At 43.5% G+C, this 15,757-nt stretch carries 17 protein-coding genes; all 17 read right to left on the bottom strand.

Going from position 1 to position 15,757, the window contains the following annotated elements; genetic code table 11:
* Nucleotides 1-68: 68 nt before the first annotated feature.
* The 17 genes from topA to D0469_RS01750 all read right to left on the bottom strand — a co-directional run bounded on the left by topA (nt 69) and on the right by D0469_RS01750 (nt 15,550).
* Nucleotides 69-2,144: a type I DNA topoisomerase gene (gene topA, locus D0469_RS01830; RefSeq protein WP_117324956.1), complete on the bottom strand. Its 2,076-nt coding sequence runs from the start codon at nt 2,142-2,144 to the stop codon at nt 69-71.
* A 371-nt stretch (nt 2,145-2,515) separates the two neighbouring features.
* Nucleotides 2,516-3,391 (bottom strand): DNA-processing protein DprA, encoded by an 876-nt coding sequence (dprA, locus tag D0469_RS01825; protein ID WP_325048923.1) that lies wholly within the window; start codon nt 3,389-3,391, stop codon nt 2,516-2,518.
* Between the two features lie 206 nt (nt 3,392-3,597).
* Nucleotides 3,598-4,500, bottom strand: coding sequence for a succinate--CoA ligase subunit alpha (sucD, locus tag D0469_RS01820; RefSeq protein ID WP_117324954.1), 903 nt, complete (start codon nt 4,498-4,500; stop codon nt 3,598-3,600).
* Nucleotides 4,501-4,518: 18 nt separating this feature from the next.
* On the bottom strand, nt 4,519-5,679 hold the full coding sequence (gene sucC / locus D0469_RS01815; RefSeq protein ID WP_117324953.1) for an ADP-forming succinate--CoA ligase subunit beta: 1,161 nt from the start codon (nt 5,677-5,679) through the stop codon (nt 4,519-4,521).
* 361 nt (nt 5,680-6,040) lie between these two features.
* Nucleotides 6,041-6,313, bottom strand: a complete 273-nt coding sequence (locus D0469_RS01810) for a FlhB-like flagellar biosynthesis protein (protein WP_117324952.1) — start codon at nt 6,311-6,313, stop codon at nt 6,041-6,043.
* Nucleotides 6,310-8,352: a hypothetical protein gene (locus D0469_RS01805; protein WP_117324951.1), complete on the bottom strand. Its 2,043-nt coding sequence runs from the start codon at nt 8,350-8,352 to the stop codon at nt 6,310-6,312. Before D0469_RS01805 ends, D0469_RS01810 begins: the two co-directional genes overlap by 4 nt.
* Before the next feature lie 21 nt (nt 8,353-8,373).
* The gene (locus tag D0469_RS01800) at nt 8,374-9,156 is read right to left on the bottom strand and encodes a ribonuclease HII (RefSeq protein WP_117324950.1); all 783 of its coding nucleotides are present in this window, start codon (nt 9,154-9,156) and stop codon (nt 8,374-8,376) included.
* 66 nt (nt 9,157-9,222) lie between these two features.
* Nucleotides 9,223-10,086 (bottom strand): ribosome biogenesis GTPase YlqF, encoded by an 864-nt coding sequence (ylqF, locus tag D0469_RS01795; RefSeq protein WP_117324949.1) that lies wholly within the window; start codon nt 10,084-10,086, stop codon nt 9,223-9,225.
* 15 nt (nt 10,087-10,101) lie between these two features.
* Entirely contained in the window at nt 10,102-10,671 is a 570-nt protein-coding gene (lepB, locus tag D0469_RS01790; RefSeq protein ID WP_117324948.1) for a signal peptidase I, read from the bottom strand.
* Nucleotides 10,672-10,854: 183 nt separating this feature from the next.
* Nucleotides 10,855-11,199 (bottom strand): 50S ribosomal protein L19, encoded by a 345-nt coding sequence (rplS, locus tag D0469_RS01785; RefSeq protein ID WP_117324947.1) that lies wholly within the window; start codon nt 11,197-11,199, stop codon nt 10,855-10,857.
* A gap of 134 nt (nt 11,200-11,333) precedes the next feature.
* The gene (gene trmD, locus D0469_RS01780) at nt 11,334-12,068 is read right to left on the bottom strand and encodes a tRNA (guanosine(37)-N1)-methyltransferase TrmD (RefSeq protein WP_117325062.1); all 735 of its coding nucleotides are present in this window, start codon (nt 12,066-12,068) and stop codon (nt 11,334-11,336) included.
* The gene (gene rimM, locus D0469_RS01775; protein WP_117324946.1) at nt 12,068-12,586 is read right to left on the bottom strand and encodes a ribosome maturation factor RimM; all 519 of its coding nucleotides are present in this window, start codon (nt 12,584-12,586) and stop codon (nt 12,068-12,070) included. The genes trmD and rimM overlap by 1 nt, the downstream gene beginning before the upstream one ends.
* An 11-nt stretch (nt 12,587-12,597) precedes the next feature.
* A complete protein-coding gene (locus tag D0469_RS01770; protein WP_117324945.1) occupies nt 12,598-12,984 on the bottom strand; it encodes a YlqD family protein in 387 nt (128 codons plus the stop codon).
* 144 nt (nt 12,985-13,128) lie between these two features.
* Nucleotides 13,129-13,359, bottom strand: a complete 231-nt coding sequence (locus tag D0469_RS01765; RefSeq protein ID WP_117325061.1) for a KH domain-containing protein — start codon at nt 13,357-13,359, stop codon at nt 13,129-13,131.
* 10 nt (nt 13,360-13,369) lie between these two features.
* Nucleotides 13,370-13,642, bottom strand: a complete 273-nt coding sequence (gene rpsP, locus D0469_RS01760; protein ID WP_117324944.1) for a 30S ribosomal protein S16 — start codon at nt 13,640-13,642, stop codon at nt 13,370-13,372.
* 207 nt (nt 13,643-13,849) lie between these two features.
* Nucleotides 13,850-15,205 carry a signal recognition particle protein gene (ffh, locus tag D0469_RS01755; RefSeq protein WP_117324943.1) on the bottom strand — a complete coding sequence of 452 codons (1,356 nt, stop codon included), beginning with the start codon at nt 15,203-15,205 and terminating at the stop codon, nt 13,850-13,852.
* Nucleotides 15,206-15,217: 12 nt separating this feature from the next.
* Nucleotides 15,218-15,550: a putative DNA-binding protein gene (locus tag D0469_RS01750; RefSeq protein ID WP_117324942.1), complete on the bottom strand. Its 333-nt coding sequence runs from the start codon at nt 15,548-15,550 to the stop codon at nt 15,218-15,220.
* Nucleotides 15,551-15,757 lie beyond the last annotated feature (207 nt).

Raw genomic sequence — 15,757 nt, 5'->3', positions numbered from 1 at the left:
TAATTCGGGTGTTAATAGCTTTGATTAAAGGCAGGAAGCCCGCTAGGTACAACTCCGACTGCTCTTAATCAGCTTTGCGGTTCTTCCTTGTAGTCGCAATTTACGCACTGAACCTGGATCCCTTTTTTCAGCTTCTTTTCTACAAGCGTTCCGTCACACTTAGGGCAAGTACGAGCTAATGGTTTATCCCATGAAAGAAATTCACATTCCGGATAACGGTCACAGCCATAGAATATCCGGCGCTTTTTGCTTTTTCTTTCTATTATATTACCATCCTTACAGTTCGGGCATTTAACTCCAATTAACTTTACGATCGGTTTCGTATTTCGGCAATCTGGAAAATTGCTGCAGGCCATAAATTTTCCGTAACGGCCCATTTTGAATACCATTGGATTCCCGCAATTTTCACAATCCTCTCCTGCTGGTTCATCTTTAATTTCAACCTTTTCCATTTCGGCTTCGGCTTTTTCTAGATTGGATTCAAATTCATGGAAAAATTCTGCAATGACCCTTTTCCATTCCACTTTTCCATCTTCTACATTGTCAAATTCCTGCTCCATTTTGGCCGTGAATTTGACTTCTAAAATTTCAGGAAAAAACTCCATGATTAGCTCAAGTACGATTTCCCCAAGCTCAGTCGGAACAAACCGTTTATTATCTAGTGCAACGTATCCTCGTCTCTGAATGGTATCGAGTGTCGGCGCATACGTGGAAGGCCGGCCGATTCCCAGCTCCTCCAGTGTCCTCACCAGCCGAGCCTCGGTATATCTTGGCGGCGGCTGTGTAAAGTGCTGCTTCGGTTCAATATCCTTTGAAAAAGCAGTGTCTCCCACCATCAAGTCAGGAAGCAGATTGTCCTTTTCTTCTACAGTGTCATCGGTTCCTTCCACATAGACCTTCATAAAACCATGAAACTTGATTTTAGAGCCGTTGGCGCGGAAAATTACATCACTATTTTTAAGATCAACACTCATTGTGTCCATAATCGCGGAAGCCATCTGACTTGAAACGAATCGTTCCCAAATCAGTTTGTACAGCCTGAATTGGTCCCTGGACAAGTACTCTTTTACAGAAGCTGGATCTCTTAGCGTACTGGTTGGCCTTATCGCTTCATGGGCATCCTGGGTATTCTGTTTGTTTTTTTCTTTTCTTTTTTCTGCTGAAATATATTCCTTGCCAAAAGCGCTTTCGATATACCCGGCAGCTTCAGCCTGAGCGACCTCTGATATTCTGGTAGAGTCCGTTCTCATATAGGTAATTAACCCGACTGTTCCTTCCTTTCCGAGTGCTATTCCCTCATAAAGCTGCTGGGCTAGCATCATTGTCTTCTTGGCTCGAAAATTTAACTTTCTGGCCGCTTCCTGCTGGAGTGAGGATGTAATGAATGGTGCAGCAGGATTCCGCTTGCGTTCCTTCTTTGTTACTGCGGAAATGGTAAATTCATTGCCCTTTAGACTAGATAAGACTTTCTTTACGTCCTCTTCATTATGGAGTTCCAGTCTTTCACCTTTAATACTGAAATATCCTCCCTCAAAAATATGCTTACCTTTTGTGAAGTCCGCTTTAATTGTCCAGTATTCTTCAGGTACGAAGGCCTGGATTTCTTTTTCTCGGTCTACGATCAGACGGACAGCTACAGATTGTACTCGGCCTGCACTAAGACCTTTCTTGACCTTTTTCCAGAGCAACGGGCTGATATTATAGCCAACTAGGCGGTCCAGTACCCTTCTTGCCTGCTGGGCATCAACAAGGTTCGTGTTTATCGGTCTTGGGAATTTAAAGGACTCCTTGATTGCGTCCTTTGTTATTTCATTAAAAACCACTCTGCAATCGGAATGGATGTCAATATCAAGGCTGTGGGCCAAGTGCCAGGCAATTGCTTCCCCTTCCCTGTCGGGGTCAGCCGCGAGATAAATTTTCTTTGCTTTTTTAGCCGCTGTTTTTAATTCCTTTAAAATAGGACCCTTGCCGCGGATCGTTATATACCTTGGTTCAAACTCATGTTCTATATCAACACCCATCTGGCTTTTCGGCAAATCGCGAATATGCCCCATGGATGCTTTTACTTTATATTTTTTCCCTAAATAGCGTTCAATTGTTTTGGCTTTCGCCGGTGATTCCACAATCACAAGATACTCCGACATTCAAAAACTCCTCCTCAAAGAGGTAATAAGAAATCTTCACTATTATTAATCATTAAAAATTCGTTTGTCAATGCTTTGACAATTTTTATATTTATAAAAAACCCAAGAAACCGCTTTCAATCCCAAATTAAAAAACCGCTTGTTGCAAAATTTATAACAGTTAGATAAATATTTCAACCATTTTTTTAAAAAATTATTTTTTAATCAAAATATTTTTAATATATAATAGCAATCAGCCACAAAAACATGACTTTTCGCCTGGTTTTTATACTATATCCCTTTCAGTGAACTTTTTTCTTCATTATATATAAGTGCACTAAAAATCCGGCAACTGCCGGATAGATTTTAGCATTATATTACAAATCGACTGATCAAATAAAATTCATTTCGGAAATTATGTCCTGGGCCGATAAAACAGGCTTTGCCCCCTCCTGAATCAGACTGTTTGTACCTTTTGATAATCGGCTGGTGATATTCCCCGGAAGAGCAAACACCTCTCTGTTTTGCTCTATGGCGCATTGAGCGGTTATAAGCGAACCGCTCTTCTCCTCCGCTTCCACAATAAGCACCCCTTTTGAAAGGCCGCTGATGACGCGGTTGCGCATGGGAAACATCCATGGTTCAGGTCTGCGATTAGGCGGCATTTCCGATATCAGCAGGCCACGATCGATCAATTTGGATGCGAGTGGCAATTCCTCCTTTGGATAAAGGTGAAAAAGCCCCCCACCTAGGACTGCGATTGTTTTGCCTGAGTGTTCCAAAGTTAGCTTATGTGCCGTTGCATCTATACCGGATGCGAGGCCGCTGACTACGACAATATTTTCTTTAATAAGCGCCGGCAAAATTTCTTTTATAGCCGCCAAACCATAAGCTGTTGGCTTCCTCGAACCAACAATACCCAATAAGCTTTGTTCCTTCATTATTTTTCTATCGCCCTTTGAATAAAGGACCCAGGGCGGATTATATATTTCTTTAAGCAAGTCGGGATATTCGGCATCAAAAAAGGTTGTAATATCAATGTGGCTGCGTCCGTATTGACCGAGCAATTTGGAAATATCCAAGGTATGGAGATCGTGGTAAAAGGAGTTAAGCTGATTCACAGTAATAGAGAGAATTTGTTTCCATTCTGCAAAGGATATTGAGTAGAGGGATTTTAGGTGAGGATCTTTTTTTAATAGATAAAAGATTGATTTCCAGCCGATTCCCCTGCAATGGTGCAGATGAAGCAGCCTTTCTCTGACTTCCAAAATAAAGCACTCTCCTTTTTTAGCGTTGCTTCTTTAAACGGAACGAACAGCATTGAACTGTCAGCCTTGCAAAATACACAGTTAGTGTAGGAAAATGGATTGCTGCCTGCAGCGTCATATGCGTCTTTAGTCAGTCAACATGCCGCAGCTGAACAAAAACAGATATTTTTAAAAATCGTCCCCCACCAAGTGAAGGACGATTAATTTTAATGAGTTTTACATTGATCGTAAATGCCTTTTTCTTTAAGAACAGAAATCAACGTTTCACCCATAACGGATGGAGTATCCGCTACTTTTATTCCGCATTCATTCAATACGCGGATTTTTTCGTCAGCTGTACCTTTTCCGCCAGAAATGATGGCACCAGCATGTCCCATGCGTTTCCCTGGAGGTGCAGTACGCCCGCCGATAAAGCCTACCACAGGCTTAGTCATGTTAGCTTTTACCCATTCAGCAGCTTCTTCTTCTGCAGTACCGCCTATTTCACCAATCATGATAACCGCATATGTTTCAGGATCATCGTTAAACGCCTTTAATACGTCAATGAAATTAGTTCCGTTAACAGGGTCTCCGCCGATACCCACTGCAGTTGATTGGCCGATTCCAGCCTGGGATAGCTGGTGAACAGCTTCATATGTTAATGTTCCTGAACGGGATACAACTCCAACGTGGCCTTTTGTATGAATGTACCCAGGCATGATTCCGATCTTGCACTCATCAGGCGTAATAACGCCTGGGCAGTTTGGCCCTACAAGGCGAGTCTTTTTGCCTTCCATGTAGCGCTTTACCTTCACCATGTCAAGAACGGGAATATGTTCTGTGATACAAATAGCGATATCAAGCTCTGCATCCACCGCTTCCAGGATTGCGTCCGCTGCAAAAGGAGCTGGCACATAAATGACTGAAGCATTTGCCCCTGTTGCCTCAACAGCATCCTGGACTGTATTGAATACAGGAACTCCTTCTACTTCTGTTCCGCCTTTTCCGGGTGTAACGCCAGCTACAATTTTTGTGCCGTATTCAAGCATTTGTTTTGTATGGAATAAAGCCGTTGAACCAGTAATACCCTGAACAATGACTTTTGTGTCTTTATTAATAAAAACGCTCATTTTGGTCCCCCCTGCCTATTATCCTACAAGCTCTACGATTTTTTGTGCACCGTCTGCCATAGATTCAGCAGGCGTAATATTTAAACCAGACTCTTTTAAGATCTGTTTTCCAAGATCTACATTCGTTCCTTCAAGACGAACTACAAGAGGAACTTCCAATCCTAGCTGCTTAGCCGCTTCTACAACACCTGTCGCGATGATATCGCACTTCATGATGCCGCCGAAAATATTGACAAAAATACCTTTTACATTTTTATCTGAAAGGATGATTTTGAAAGCTTCTGTTACTTTTTCAGCTGTCGCACCGCCCCCAACATCAAGGAAGTTCGCAGGATCTCCCCCGTAATGCTTGATGATATCCATAGTAGCCATTGCTAGACCGGCACCATTTACCATACATCCAATGTTTCCATCCAAGGAAATGTAGCTGAGGTCATATTTGGAAGCTTCGATTTCTTTTGGATCCTCTTCTTCCAGGTCACGGTATTCCAAAATGTCCTTATGACGGTATAACGCATTGGAATCAAAGTTCAGCTTGGCATCCAATGCCATTACATTGCCATCGCCTGTAACAACTAGCGGGTTAATTTCTGCGATTGAGCAATCTTTCTCTACGAATGCTGTATAAAGGCCGGTCATGAACTTAACTGCTTTATTGACAAGCTCTTTTGGTATATTGATATTAAATGCAATTCTTCTGGCTTGATAGCCTGTTAGGCCAACAACCGGATCGATAACTTCTTTAAAGATCTTTTCAGGTGTCTTTTCGGCTACTTCCTCAATTTCCGTTCCGCCTTCTTCTGAAGCCATCAGTACAACGCGTGAAGTGGCACGATCAAGCACAAGGCCAATATAGTATTCTTTTTTAATGTCGCAGCCTTCTTCAATCAGTAGACGCTTTACCTCTTTACCCTCAGGTCCAGTTTGGTGTGTAACAAGCGTTTTCCCAAGGATTTCAGTTGCATATGTACGTGCTTCATCAAGGTTTTTGGCAACCTTAACGCCGCCAGCTTTTCCGCGGCCGCCTGCATGGATTTGTGCCTTTACGACAACAACCTCAGTACCGAGTTCCTTTGCCGCTTCCACTGCTTCTTCCACAGTAAATGCTACACGGCCGTTTGGAACAGATACCCCATAATTTCTGAGGATTTCCTTGCCTTGATACTCATGGATATTCATTTCCCATCCTCCTTATCAACGATAGCCACAATGATAAAAACAAGTACAAGCCAATTGGTTTGTATACCAATCGCCCTCTTGTTTTCCAGTTCGCTCAGCCTTTAACAATCTTATATTTACAAACTTAAAATAGACTGCGCTTTCATTGTATTAAAACTAAAAATAGTTGTCTACTATTAGACTATAAATACTTTTAATTATTTATATATTTTGAATAGAAAGTAGCAAATAAAGTGTTCCTCCCGCTTTTAATGATAAAAAAATCTCCCTGGGTTTACTTTTCCAGAGAGATTTTTTAAAGCAAGGTTATCATTTTCTATAAGATTTATTCAAAAGAGCGATAATTACCCACACTATCGCGCTATCTTTTTACTTCTTTATCAACCTTATAAATAAAAGCAAAAACCTCGGCTACCACCTGGTAGAGTTCTTCGGGGATCGCCGTGTTAATATCCAGCTTCCCGAGCAGTTCGGTAAGGGAAGGGTCTTCCTGGATCGGGATGTTATGTTCTTTGGCAGTTTGGAGGATATTTTCCGCGACAACGCCTTTTCCTTTGGCAGCTACTCTTGGTGCGCTGTCTTTGTCACGCTGATAAGATAAGGCGACTGCTTCTATTCTTTTTGGCTCTTTCATATTCTCAGGTCAACTCCACTGTATGAATCGGTATGGACAGAAAGGGGGGATAGCTGCCTGCTGACGGGATTATTTCTGTCGGCTGAAGGTTCAAATCCCACGGATGACAGCATATATCCCATTTCCTCCAGATTGTGTTTCAGGACTGGAAGGAAAGCATCCAACAGAGGCTTTAGCTGTTCCGCAGACTCATTATACACTGTAACCTTGATGACTTTATTCTGGATTTGCAAATCGATTACTGTTTCCTTTATATTAGCCAAATCCAGATAGAATAGAATGCGGCAATAACTCGGATCAATGCTTCCATCACTTTTCTTTCTGCCGCTCCATTGAATGGTTAAATCAGAACGGTGATTTTCCATTGCAAGCGGAATTTGCATAACCAGGTTTTGAAGAGGTCCCGCATCACTTGATAGCAGCTGCTGGGCTGTTAATCGGTGAAGGGCCTGTTCAGCGGCCTCCTTTACGGTGTACGGCTGGTTTTCATTCAAAAGTTTTAATAGCAATGGCTTCAGCGATAGCAGTTCTTCTGAAGCAGCAGAGTCCTCCTTGCCGAAGGAGGCAGCAAGATAGCTTTCCATATCTAACCCTAGCATTTTTGAAAGCTTTTGTATAAAGTCCCTTACAAAAGTCCCGTTTGAAAAGTCGGAACTGTTTAATTCCCAATCTGATAGACTCATCAGTAACTCACTGTCCTGAAAGGCCAAACCCGCTATACCATTCGCTCTTGTTCCAGATTCCGAAAGGGCTCCAATCATATTGGAGAGGCTATCCTTAGCCTCTGATATCGTTTTCACCCCTTGTATACTTGCAAACAATGCTTCTAGTTGAACGATAGACTGCCCCTTAGCATTGAGTGTTAATGGGCCTCTATCATCCGCTGTATACGCCATGATTAGCTGTTTAACCATTCGTACTGCCTGCTCAGCCGGAGCGTGAGGAACCGCGCCTTGAGCCCCTATCGGCTTGCCCGCATCGGAAGCCGGATCCCCTGGCCTTTTGATGCCTTGGGCCGCCGTTAAAGTGAATGTTCCAGTTTCCGTCATGATCCCATTCGGCTGATTAGGACCATCATTTAAATTCAGCACTCCGCTCATCAGCCGTCCAAACGCTTCCAGAGCCTGATTAGCCAAAGGCAGGTTATTTTGTTTCATTGCACGGCTGTATTGCGAAATAAGAGTTAGCCCTTCTGCTAATCGGGAGCTTGGGTTTGCCGCTAGAGGGGAGGCCTGAGCTTTTTGAACAAAACTTTCTGCAAACTCAGCCTCAGTGATGTTTTTGTCAACAAAACCTGCAGCCAGAAGAACGCGGAATGCTGATTGCTGCTTTTCTGCTGTAGATTCACCGCTCGCCCATGCAGTTATGAGCCTTTGCAATGCATCTGACGATATTCGGTTTTTTTCCGGCTGAATCTGCTGACTGATTAGGTTCCTAATTTGAAGGGCAGTATCCGTGGACTCCCCGCTTTTATCCAGCTGCTCCGCAAGGCCTGCAAGCAATGTATGGAATGGTTTCCCCTCCTCAATGGAAAGCAGAGCCTGAAAAACATTTTTTATAAAAGGGAGGTTTTGAATGTGCATAGTTTTAACAGTATTCAACCCATGCTGAGTAGAGGCTTCCGATCCTTTGATCCATTCTAGGGCTGCTTGAAATGTATCCTTTCTAACAGGCAGCTGGTTTTTCAATAAAAACTGTGCAAGTTCCAATGATTCTTTATTCCTCGGCATGCCCAGGCGGCTCACCAGCTGTTCCACAGTTGATTTAATTGAGGCAGCCTCATGTCCTGAAGGTGACGCCATCCGCTTGAGTTTGATTGTTCCTTCTCCCGGCTGGACCTGCAGCCAATATTTCCTCCCTGTCTGCAATGGTGCATCCAAAGCTGCTGTGATCTTCATGCTGCCGATTTGAACCTCAGCTGTGTGATTTGGATTTATCTTATTCACTTTTCCGTAGATGATCTGCCCGCTTCGAAAAGAAATATCTTTCTGTGGGCTTCCTGACTGGGGGTTCAGCTGGATACCATTGGCCCGCTGCATAGTTCCACTCCCTTTTTAATTTTACAATCGACTTTTAACCGCCTCAGCAACCGGTGCAAAACTCTTTCTATGCCATGGGCAAGGACCGTACCTTTTTAATGCTTCGAGGTGAAATGGAGTACCGTAGCCCATATTCGTTTCAAATCCATATTGCGGATATTGTTGTGCATAATCCTTCATCATCCGGTCCCTGGTTACTTTTGCAATTACTGATGCGGCCGCGATGGAAATGGATTTGGCATCTCCTTTGATCAAGCTTTGCTGCGGCATCGGAACTGTAAGCACCATGGCGTCTACGAGCAGGTAATCAGGTTTAATGCTTAATTCTGAAACGGAAGCAAGCATCGCTTTTTTTGAAGCTTGATAGATGTTAAATTGATCAATTTCATCGCTTTGCAAAATTCCGACTCCGATTGCTAGTGCTTCTGAACGGATTACATCATGAAAATAATTTTTCTGGGCTTCTGTCAGCTGCTTCGAATCATTTAAACCCGGAAGATAAAAGGCTTCAGGAAGAATTACAGACGCAGCCACTACTGGACCAGCCAATGGACCCCTGCCGGCTTCGTCAATCCCTGCTATGGATTGAAATCCCTGTTTTCTTAATGCATTTTCATGTATCGACATAGTTTCAAATAACTCTTTTTCCCGGCCAGCTTTTTCATTCTGGCGATGCCACTTTTTCAGTAGATCTTGCACACCCTTCCGCTTATCCTTATTACATTCAGAAAGAAAAGGATCGTTGGGAAAAGAAATCACCTTAAGTTTGGCGGCAATCTCTTTTATGCTTAATTCAGCCTTCATCTCTATATCTCCGTTAGTCTTTTTATCGGTATTTCTATATAAAAAATAAAGCCCCAATAAGGAGCTTCACTCTTCTGCTTGAATGTCTTGGGGAACCTCAAAGGTAAGAGGGCCCATTTTCTCAGACCGCACTTCTCTGACAACCAATTCTGCCGTTTTATCATAATCGACCATGGCACCGCTCGTCAGGCAGCCGCGGAACGTGCCGATTTGATCAAACAGCTCTACAATTTCCTCCGGTATTTCATTAATACCGTACCTTTTCTGCAAACGGTCAGGATACTGTTTTTCCAGGAACCTGATGGCGTACAGGGAGATGTCATGAAGGTTTAAGAGAGTATCTTTAATGGCTCCCGTGAGTGCAAGCTTTAAGCCAACTTCCTGGTCCTCAAACTTTGGCCAGAGGATCCCAGGTGTATCCAGCAATTCTAGTTCCTTGCCAACCTTGATCCATTGCTGGGCCTTTGTCACGCCAGGCATGTTGCCTGTTTTAGCAATGTTCTTTTTGGCCAGGCGATTGATCAGCGTTGATTTACCTACATTGGGAATGCCAACTATCATGGCCCGAATAGCCCTCGGCTTGATTCCCTTTGCTTTCATCCGGTCAAACTTTTCCTTCAGTAGCTCTTTGGAAGCGGAGGTAATTTTCGTAAGTCCCGTCCCCTCGTGCGCATTAATTGCAATCGCCTTGTTTCCCTGGGACGCATAATAGTCCAGCCATTGTTTAGTTTTTGCAGCATCAGCCATATCCGCTTTGTTTAGGAGAATCAGCCGCGGTTTATGCTGGATGATTTCATCAATCATCGGGTTTCTGGAAGAAGCCGGAATCCGCGCATCTACAAGTTCAAACACGATATCAATTAGCTTTAATTTTTCAGTAACTTCCCGCCTGGCTTTCGCCATATGCCCCGGGAACCATTGTATTGTCAAGAGGCTTCGCCCTTTCTATTCTACAAGTCGCAAATCTTCAACCGGCCAGTAAACCATGTTGGTCTCACCCAGTACCTTTTCCATGGAAACCGCGCCAATATGCCGGCTGTCCTTACTGTACCTTCTGTTGTCCCCCATTACGAACAAATGCCCTTCAGGGACAGTTTCACTCCCCACTGCGGTATCTTCGAGTTTAAACGGCTGGGTAAGAGGACCATCAAAAAACTCCTGTTTGTACTTATCCAGGTATGGCTCTTCGTATGCTTTTCCATTTACATACAATGTGTCATCCTTATATTCAATCCGGTCACCTGGCAGACCAATTATGCGTTTTATGTAATCCTTGTTCTCAGGTGCATGAAATACAATTATGTCAAATCGCTTCGGTTTGCCTAAATTATATCCAATTTTATTGACTATCATACGGTCCTGATCATGAAGAGTAGGCATCATCGATTCACCGTCTACTACAATAGGGGCAAATAAGAAATATCTGATAACGGCCGCAAGTAGGATGGCAATAACCAACGCCTTTGACCATTCCCAAAACTCATTCTTTTTCTTCTTTTCTGTTACTTCCGACATGTTATCACCCTTTAAAAAAAGTTACTTTTATCTTATTACATTGTTATTTCACAATTAGAAAGTAATTAAACCTTTCGGCATTGCCTTAAGAAAAAGTGAAAAAGGAGCTTGCGGACAAGCTCCTTTTTTGACATATCGTTCCATCGTTCCTGTCCGTTTACCTTAGTACCCGTAAAGGAATGATTAGCGAATTTCTTTAATACGTGCTTTTTTACCACGAAGGTTACGCAGGTAGTAAAGCTTAGCACGGCGTACTTTACCGCGGCGTACAACTTCAAGAGTTGCAATTTTAGGTGTGTGAACAGGGAATGTACGCTCAACTCCAACGCCGTAAGATATCTTACGAACCGTGAATGTTTCGCTGACTCCACCGCCACGGCGCTTAATAACAACGCCTTCGAACACCTGGACACGTTCGCGAGTACCTTCAATTACCTTAACGTGAACACGTACTGTGTCACCAGGGCGAAATGCAGGTAGATCACTGCGAAGCTGTTCTTTTGTAATTTCTTGAATTAAGTTGTTCATCTTCTTCTACTCCTCCCGGATGCTCTTACATATGCTATTATGTCATTGCAGCGGAACATCGTTATAAGACTTGGTTTTTTAGCCCAAGCCACAAAAACCATTTTACCATAACAGGAATGCTGTTGCAATAGGGTTTACTCTTCTTTTTTCACTTCATCCAGCAGCTTTGCTTCAAGGTCAGTCAGGGTGTATGCCTCCAGCAGGTCAGGGCGACGCTTCCAGGTTCTCCTGAGCGATTCCTTAATCCGCCATTCCTCTATTTTGCTGTGGTTGCCTGATGTTAATGTTTCCGGTACCTTCATTCCACGAAAGTCAGCTGGACGGGTATAATGGGGATGCTCAAGCAATCCGGAAGAATAAGAATCCTTCCGGTGTGATTCCTCATTGCCGAGAACATCGGGCAGAAGACGGACCACACTGTCTACAATAACCATTGCACCAAGCTCACCGCCTGTAAGCACATAATCTCCAATGGAAATTTCATCAGTGATAAGATGTTCCCGGATCCGCTCGTCATAGCCTTCATAATGTCCGCAAATAAATATAAGATGGGCCTCTTTAGCAAGCTCTTCAGCTTTTGCCTGTGAATGGCGTTCTCCCTGGGGGCATAGCAGGATGACCCGAGGCTTTTTCTCATTCCCTTCCGATAGAGAAGAGACGGCATCGAAAATCGGCTGCGGCTTTAAAACCATACCTGCTCCTCCGCCATACGGATAATCATCAACAGTTTGGTGTTTATTGTCTGCGTAGTCGCGGAAGTTGGTCACCCGATATGAAACAGCACCCTTTTCCTCTGCTTTTTTCAAGATTGAAGAGCCTAAAACACCTGCGAACATTTCCGGGAATATCGAAAGGATGTCGATCTTCATCATTCAAGCAGTCCCTCCATCGGAAAAATGACAATTTTCTTTTCAGCAATATTCACATCTAAAACAATATCCTTAATATATGGAATCAGTATATCCTTGCCCTTTTTTCCCTTGATCACCCAAACATCATTAGCACCGGGGGCCAGTACCTCACGGATACTTCCGATTTCCTCACCTGAATCCGTATAAACGGTGCAGCCAATAATTTCATGGAAATAATATTCTCCTTCCTCCAGCTCTCCAAGCTGCGATTCAGGTACTTTGAGTAATCCGTCCCTCAAGCGTTCCACTTCATTAACATTGCTGAAACCCTCGAACGACAACAAATCAAAATTTTTGTGCTTTCGATGAGTTGTAATCGTTAACTCCAACGGTTGGTCCTTTTCATTCAAAAAAAGAAATAACGTATTTCCTATCTTGTACCGTTCCTCGGCAAAATCAGTTCTGGAAATGACCCTTACTTCTCCCTTAATACCATGAGTATTAACAATTTTCCCAACGTTAAACCACTTTTCCATTGTTGTCACCTCTATCGAATTTCAGATACTATTCCGTCTTTTACGATGATCGTCTTAGTTTGAACAAGCTCGTCCCAATCAGAGCCAACCTCAACTTCCACAATTGCCTGAATCTCGCGTTCCTTCAATTCGCTTCCGACCGGCAATATATCCAGCTGTTCTATTTTAAAATCCAGCAGTTTGACTTGTTCCTGCCGTTTACTAATTTCCTTTTCAAAGTGCGCCTTTAAGCTTGTCGGCTGAAATTTCTTGGTTTTTTCCAGTTTTTTCAGTTCAAAACGAAGCTGGTCGCCTTCTTTCTGAAGCTGTACCTGTTTGCCTTTATATTTCTCAAGGAGTTGATTCTTGCTGGTTTCCGTCAACACTTGATGCACTAAAACGGTTTGGAGAATTTTCATTCCAGCGCCTCCTAATATGTAATCAATTAATTTTCTATATAAATATGTAATTCACGCATATTGGCTTTCACAAACTGATTATAGTATGTCCAATGAGGGATCATTCATTAAATGTACAAAAAAAGGAGGGTTGTATGCCCTCCCTTATTCGGAAATCTCCAAATAGATTTTCTTATGTTGCGATGCTCCAGCTGCATAAACCACAGTCCGAATTGCCTTGGCAACACGGCCCTGCTTTCCGATGACCTTTCCCATATCTTCTTTGTTAACTGCTAGATAATAGGTGATGCGGTCATCCTCGTCCTTTGATGTTACTTGAACTTCATCAGGATATTCAACGAGGGGCGTGACAATCGCTTCAATTAATTCTTTCATTGATTTCCGATTACTTGCTGTTTTTTGCATTATGGAATTTTTCCATGATGCCTTGCTTAGAGAACAGGTTACGAACGGTATCAGATGGCTTTGCACCGTCTGACAACCACTTAAGAGCCAACTCTTCGTTGATTTCAACCTGTGCAGGTTGAGCAACTGGGTTGTAAGTTCCAACTGTTTCGATGAAACGGCCATCACGTGGTGAACGAGCATCTGCAACTACGATACGATAGAAAGGAGATTTATTAGCTCCCATACGCTTTAAACGAATTTTTACTGCCATTTTAAATAAGCACCTCCGAATAGTTTCACACAAGATAATATAATACCAAATGGTTAATATGTTTGTAAAGGTTTTTTTCTTAACAGTTTAAAAAAAGCTGAAACGCCCAGTCATACGGAACACCGACTAAGGTCTAGCACGGCCTGACGATGGGCACAGCAGCTAGACAACAGAACTAGTTAAAGATTTCAACCTTCTTCCCAGCATTTACATAAATGGGAATTTAAAGCCACCCTTTTTCTTGCCTTTTGGGCCTCTTGAACCCATGTTTGTCATTTGCTTCATCATTTTCTTCATGTCTTCGAATTGTTTTAGAAGACGATTGACTTCCTGAATCGAAGTACCGCTGCCTTTTGCGATACGCTTCCGGCGGCTGGCGTTGATTATTTCAGGCTGTTCTTTTTCAGTTTTTGTCATCGAGCGGATAATCGCTTCAACATGGCCAATCTGCTTTTCGTCAATGGAAATATTATCCATTCCCTTGATCTTGTTTGCCCCCGGCAGCATTTTAAGGATTTCGTCGAGCGGGCCCATATTGCGGACCTGTCCGAGCTGCTCCAAAAAGTCATCCAGCGTAAAGCTCGCTGAACGGATCTTCTTTTCGAGCTCCTTCGCCTTTTCCTCATCAACATTAGCCTGAGCCTTTTCGATGAGAGTCAGGACGTCACCCATGCCAAGAATCCTTGAAGCCATGCGCTCCGGATGAAACGCTTCAAGCGCATCCAGCTTTTCACCCATACCAACAAATTTAATTGGTGTGTTCGTTACCGAACGGATCGATAGGGCTGCACCGCCTCGGGTATCGCCATCCAGCTTGGTCAATACAACACCGGTAAGGCCGAGCTGTTCATTAAAGCTTTGTGCCACATTGACAGCATCCTGTCCGGTCATTGCATCGACAACAAGGAAAATTTCATCAGGTTTGGTGAGATCCTTAATGTCCGACAGCTCTGTCATGAGATTTTCGTCTACATGCAAACGGCCGGCTGTATCAATCAGCACATAATCATGATGTTCTTCCTTTGCCTTCGCGATAGCCTGCTTGGCAATTTCAACAGGGCTTACCTGGTCGCCAAGTGAAAACACCGGCATCCCAAGCTGTTTTCCAAGCGTTTCAAGCTGCTTGATCGCAGCCGGACGATAAATGTCTGCCGCCACAAGCATAGGCTTCCGGTTATATTTCTTTCTCAGCAGGTTTGCAAGCTTCCCGGATGTTGTTGTCTTACCTGCCCCCTGAAGACCAACCATCATGATGACGGTTGGAGGTCTGCTGGAAACGGCAATCTTGCTTTGTTCGCCACCCATCAGCTCGGTAAGCTCTTCCTTAACAACCTTGATGACCTGTTGGCCTGGCGTTAAGCTTTTCATTACCTCTTGCCCTATTGCGCGTTCATTCACACGCTTGACAAAGTCTTTGACAACCTTGAAGTTAACGTCCGCCTCCAATAAGGCAAGACGGACATCACGCATCATTGCTTTTACGTCGTCTTCAGTTACTTTTCCTTTGCCGCGGATCTTCTGTATCGTATTCTGCAGTCGGTCGGCTAATCCTTCAAATGCCATTGTTGCCGCCTCCTAATCTAACTTCTCAAGCTTCGTGACAGCTTCCAGAATCTCTTGGCCTGCAATGGAATCCTTTTTGGCCAATTCCTTCAGTTCCGCTATCAGTCTGTTGCGCTCTTGAAATTTTTCAAATAGTAAAAGCTTTGCTTCATATTCCTCAAGCATGGCTTCCGTTCTCTTAATGTTGTCATATACCGCCTGGCGGCTGACATCGTACTCTTCAGCAATTTCTCCAAGGGAGTAATCGTCGAGATAATACAGTGACATATAGCTCTTCTGTTTCTCAGTCAACAGCGATTGGTAAAAATCGTATAAATAATTGATACGCGTCGTTTTTTCGAGCATTTGCCACACTCCCCTACGCGTTAAGTGAAAACCCTTTACAAAAGTATAGTTTACACAGTTTGACATTGGATGTCAAGGTAAAACCTTTACACCCAAATGCGGAAGCGTCTTAAAGTAAGGAACGCCGACTAACGTCTGGCACGTCCTGTGCCAAACGTCGGCGTCAGCACATCCTGTGCAAGTCCGGCAAGCATAAGACGAATTCCG

It is taken from the genome of Peribacillus saganii (assembly GCF_003429095.1).
Classification (GTDB): domain Bacteria; phylum Bacillota; class Bacilli; order Bacillales; family DSM-1321; genus Peribacillus; species Peribacillus saganii.
The sequence above is the reverse complement of the archived record's forward strand: the minus strand, read 5'-3'. Positions and strand labels throughout refer to the sequence as shown.

Coding starts and splice junctions, on each gene's coding strand:
- topA (WP_117324956.1), bottom strand. CDS start 2,144: ATGTCGGAGTATCTTGTGATTGTGGAATCACCGGCGAAAGCCAAAACA.
- sucD (WP_117324954.1), bottom strand. CDS start 4,500: ATGAGCGTTTTTATTAATAAAGACACAAAAGTCATTGTTCAGGGTATT.
- sucC (WP_117324953.1), bottom strand. CDS start 5,679: ATGAATATCCATGAGTATCAAGGCAAGGAAATCCTCAGAAATTATGGG.
- D0469_RS01810 (WP_117324952.1), bottom strand. CDS start 6,313: ATGAAAGAGCCAAAAAGAATAGAAGCAGTCGCCTTATCTTATCAGCGT.
- D0469_RS01805 (WP_117324951.1), bottom strand. CDS start 8,352: ATGCAGCGGGCCAATGGTATCCAGCTGAACCCCCAGTCAGGAAGCCCA.
- D0469_RS01800 (WP_117324950.1), bottom strand. CDS start 9,156: ATGAAGGCTGAATTAAGCATAAAAGAGATTGCCGCCAAACTTAAGGTG.
- lepB (WP_117324948.1), bottom strand. CDS start 10,671: ATGTCGGAAGTAACAGAAAAGAAGAAAAAGAATGAGTTTTGGGAATGG.
- rplS (WP_117324947.1), bottom strand. CDS start 11,199: ATGAACAACTTAATTCAAGAAATTACAAAAGAACAGCTTCGCAGTGAT.
- trmD (WP_117325062.1), bottom strand. CDS start 12,068: ATGAAGATCGACATCCTTTCGATATTCCCGGAAATGTTCGCAGGTGTT.
- rimM (WP_117324946.1), bottom strand. CDS start 12,586: ATGGAAAAGTGGTTTAACGTTGGGAAAATTGTTAATACTCATGGTATT.
- D0469_RS01770 (WP_117324945.1), bottom strand. CDS start 12,984: ATGAAAATTCTCCAAACCGTTTTAGTGCATCAAGTGTTGACGGAAACC.
- D0469_RS01765 (WP_117325061.1), bottom strand. CDS start 13,359: ATGAAAGAATTAATTGAAGCGATTGTCACGCCCCTCGTTGAATATCCT.
- rpsP (WP_117324944.1), bottom strand. CDS start 13,642: ATGGCAGTAAAAATTCGTTTAAAGCGTATGGGAGCTAATAAATCTCCT.
- ffh (WP_117324943.1), bottom strand. CDS start 15,205: ATGGCATTTGAAGGATTAGCCGACCGACTGCAGAATACGATACAGAAG.
- D0469_RS01750 (WP_117324942.1), bottom strand. CDS start 15,550: ATGCTCGAAAAAACGACGCGTATCAATTATTTATACGATTTTTACCAA.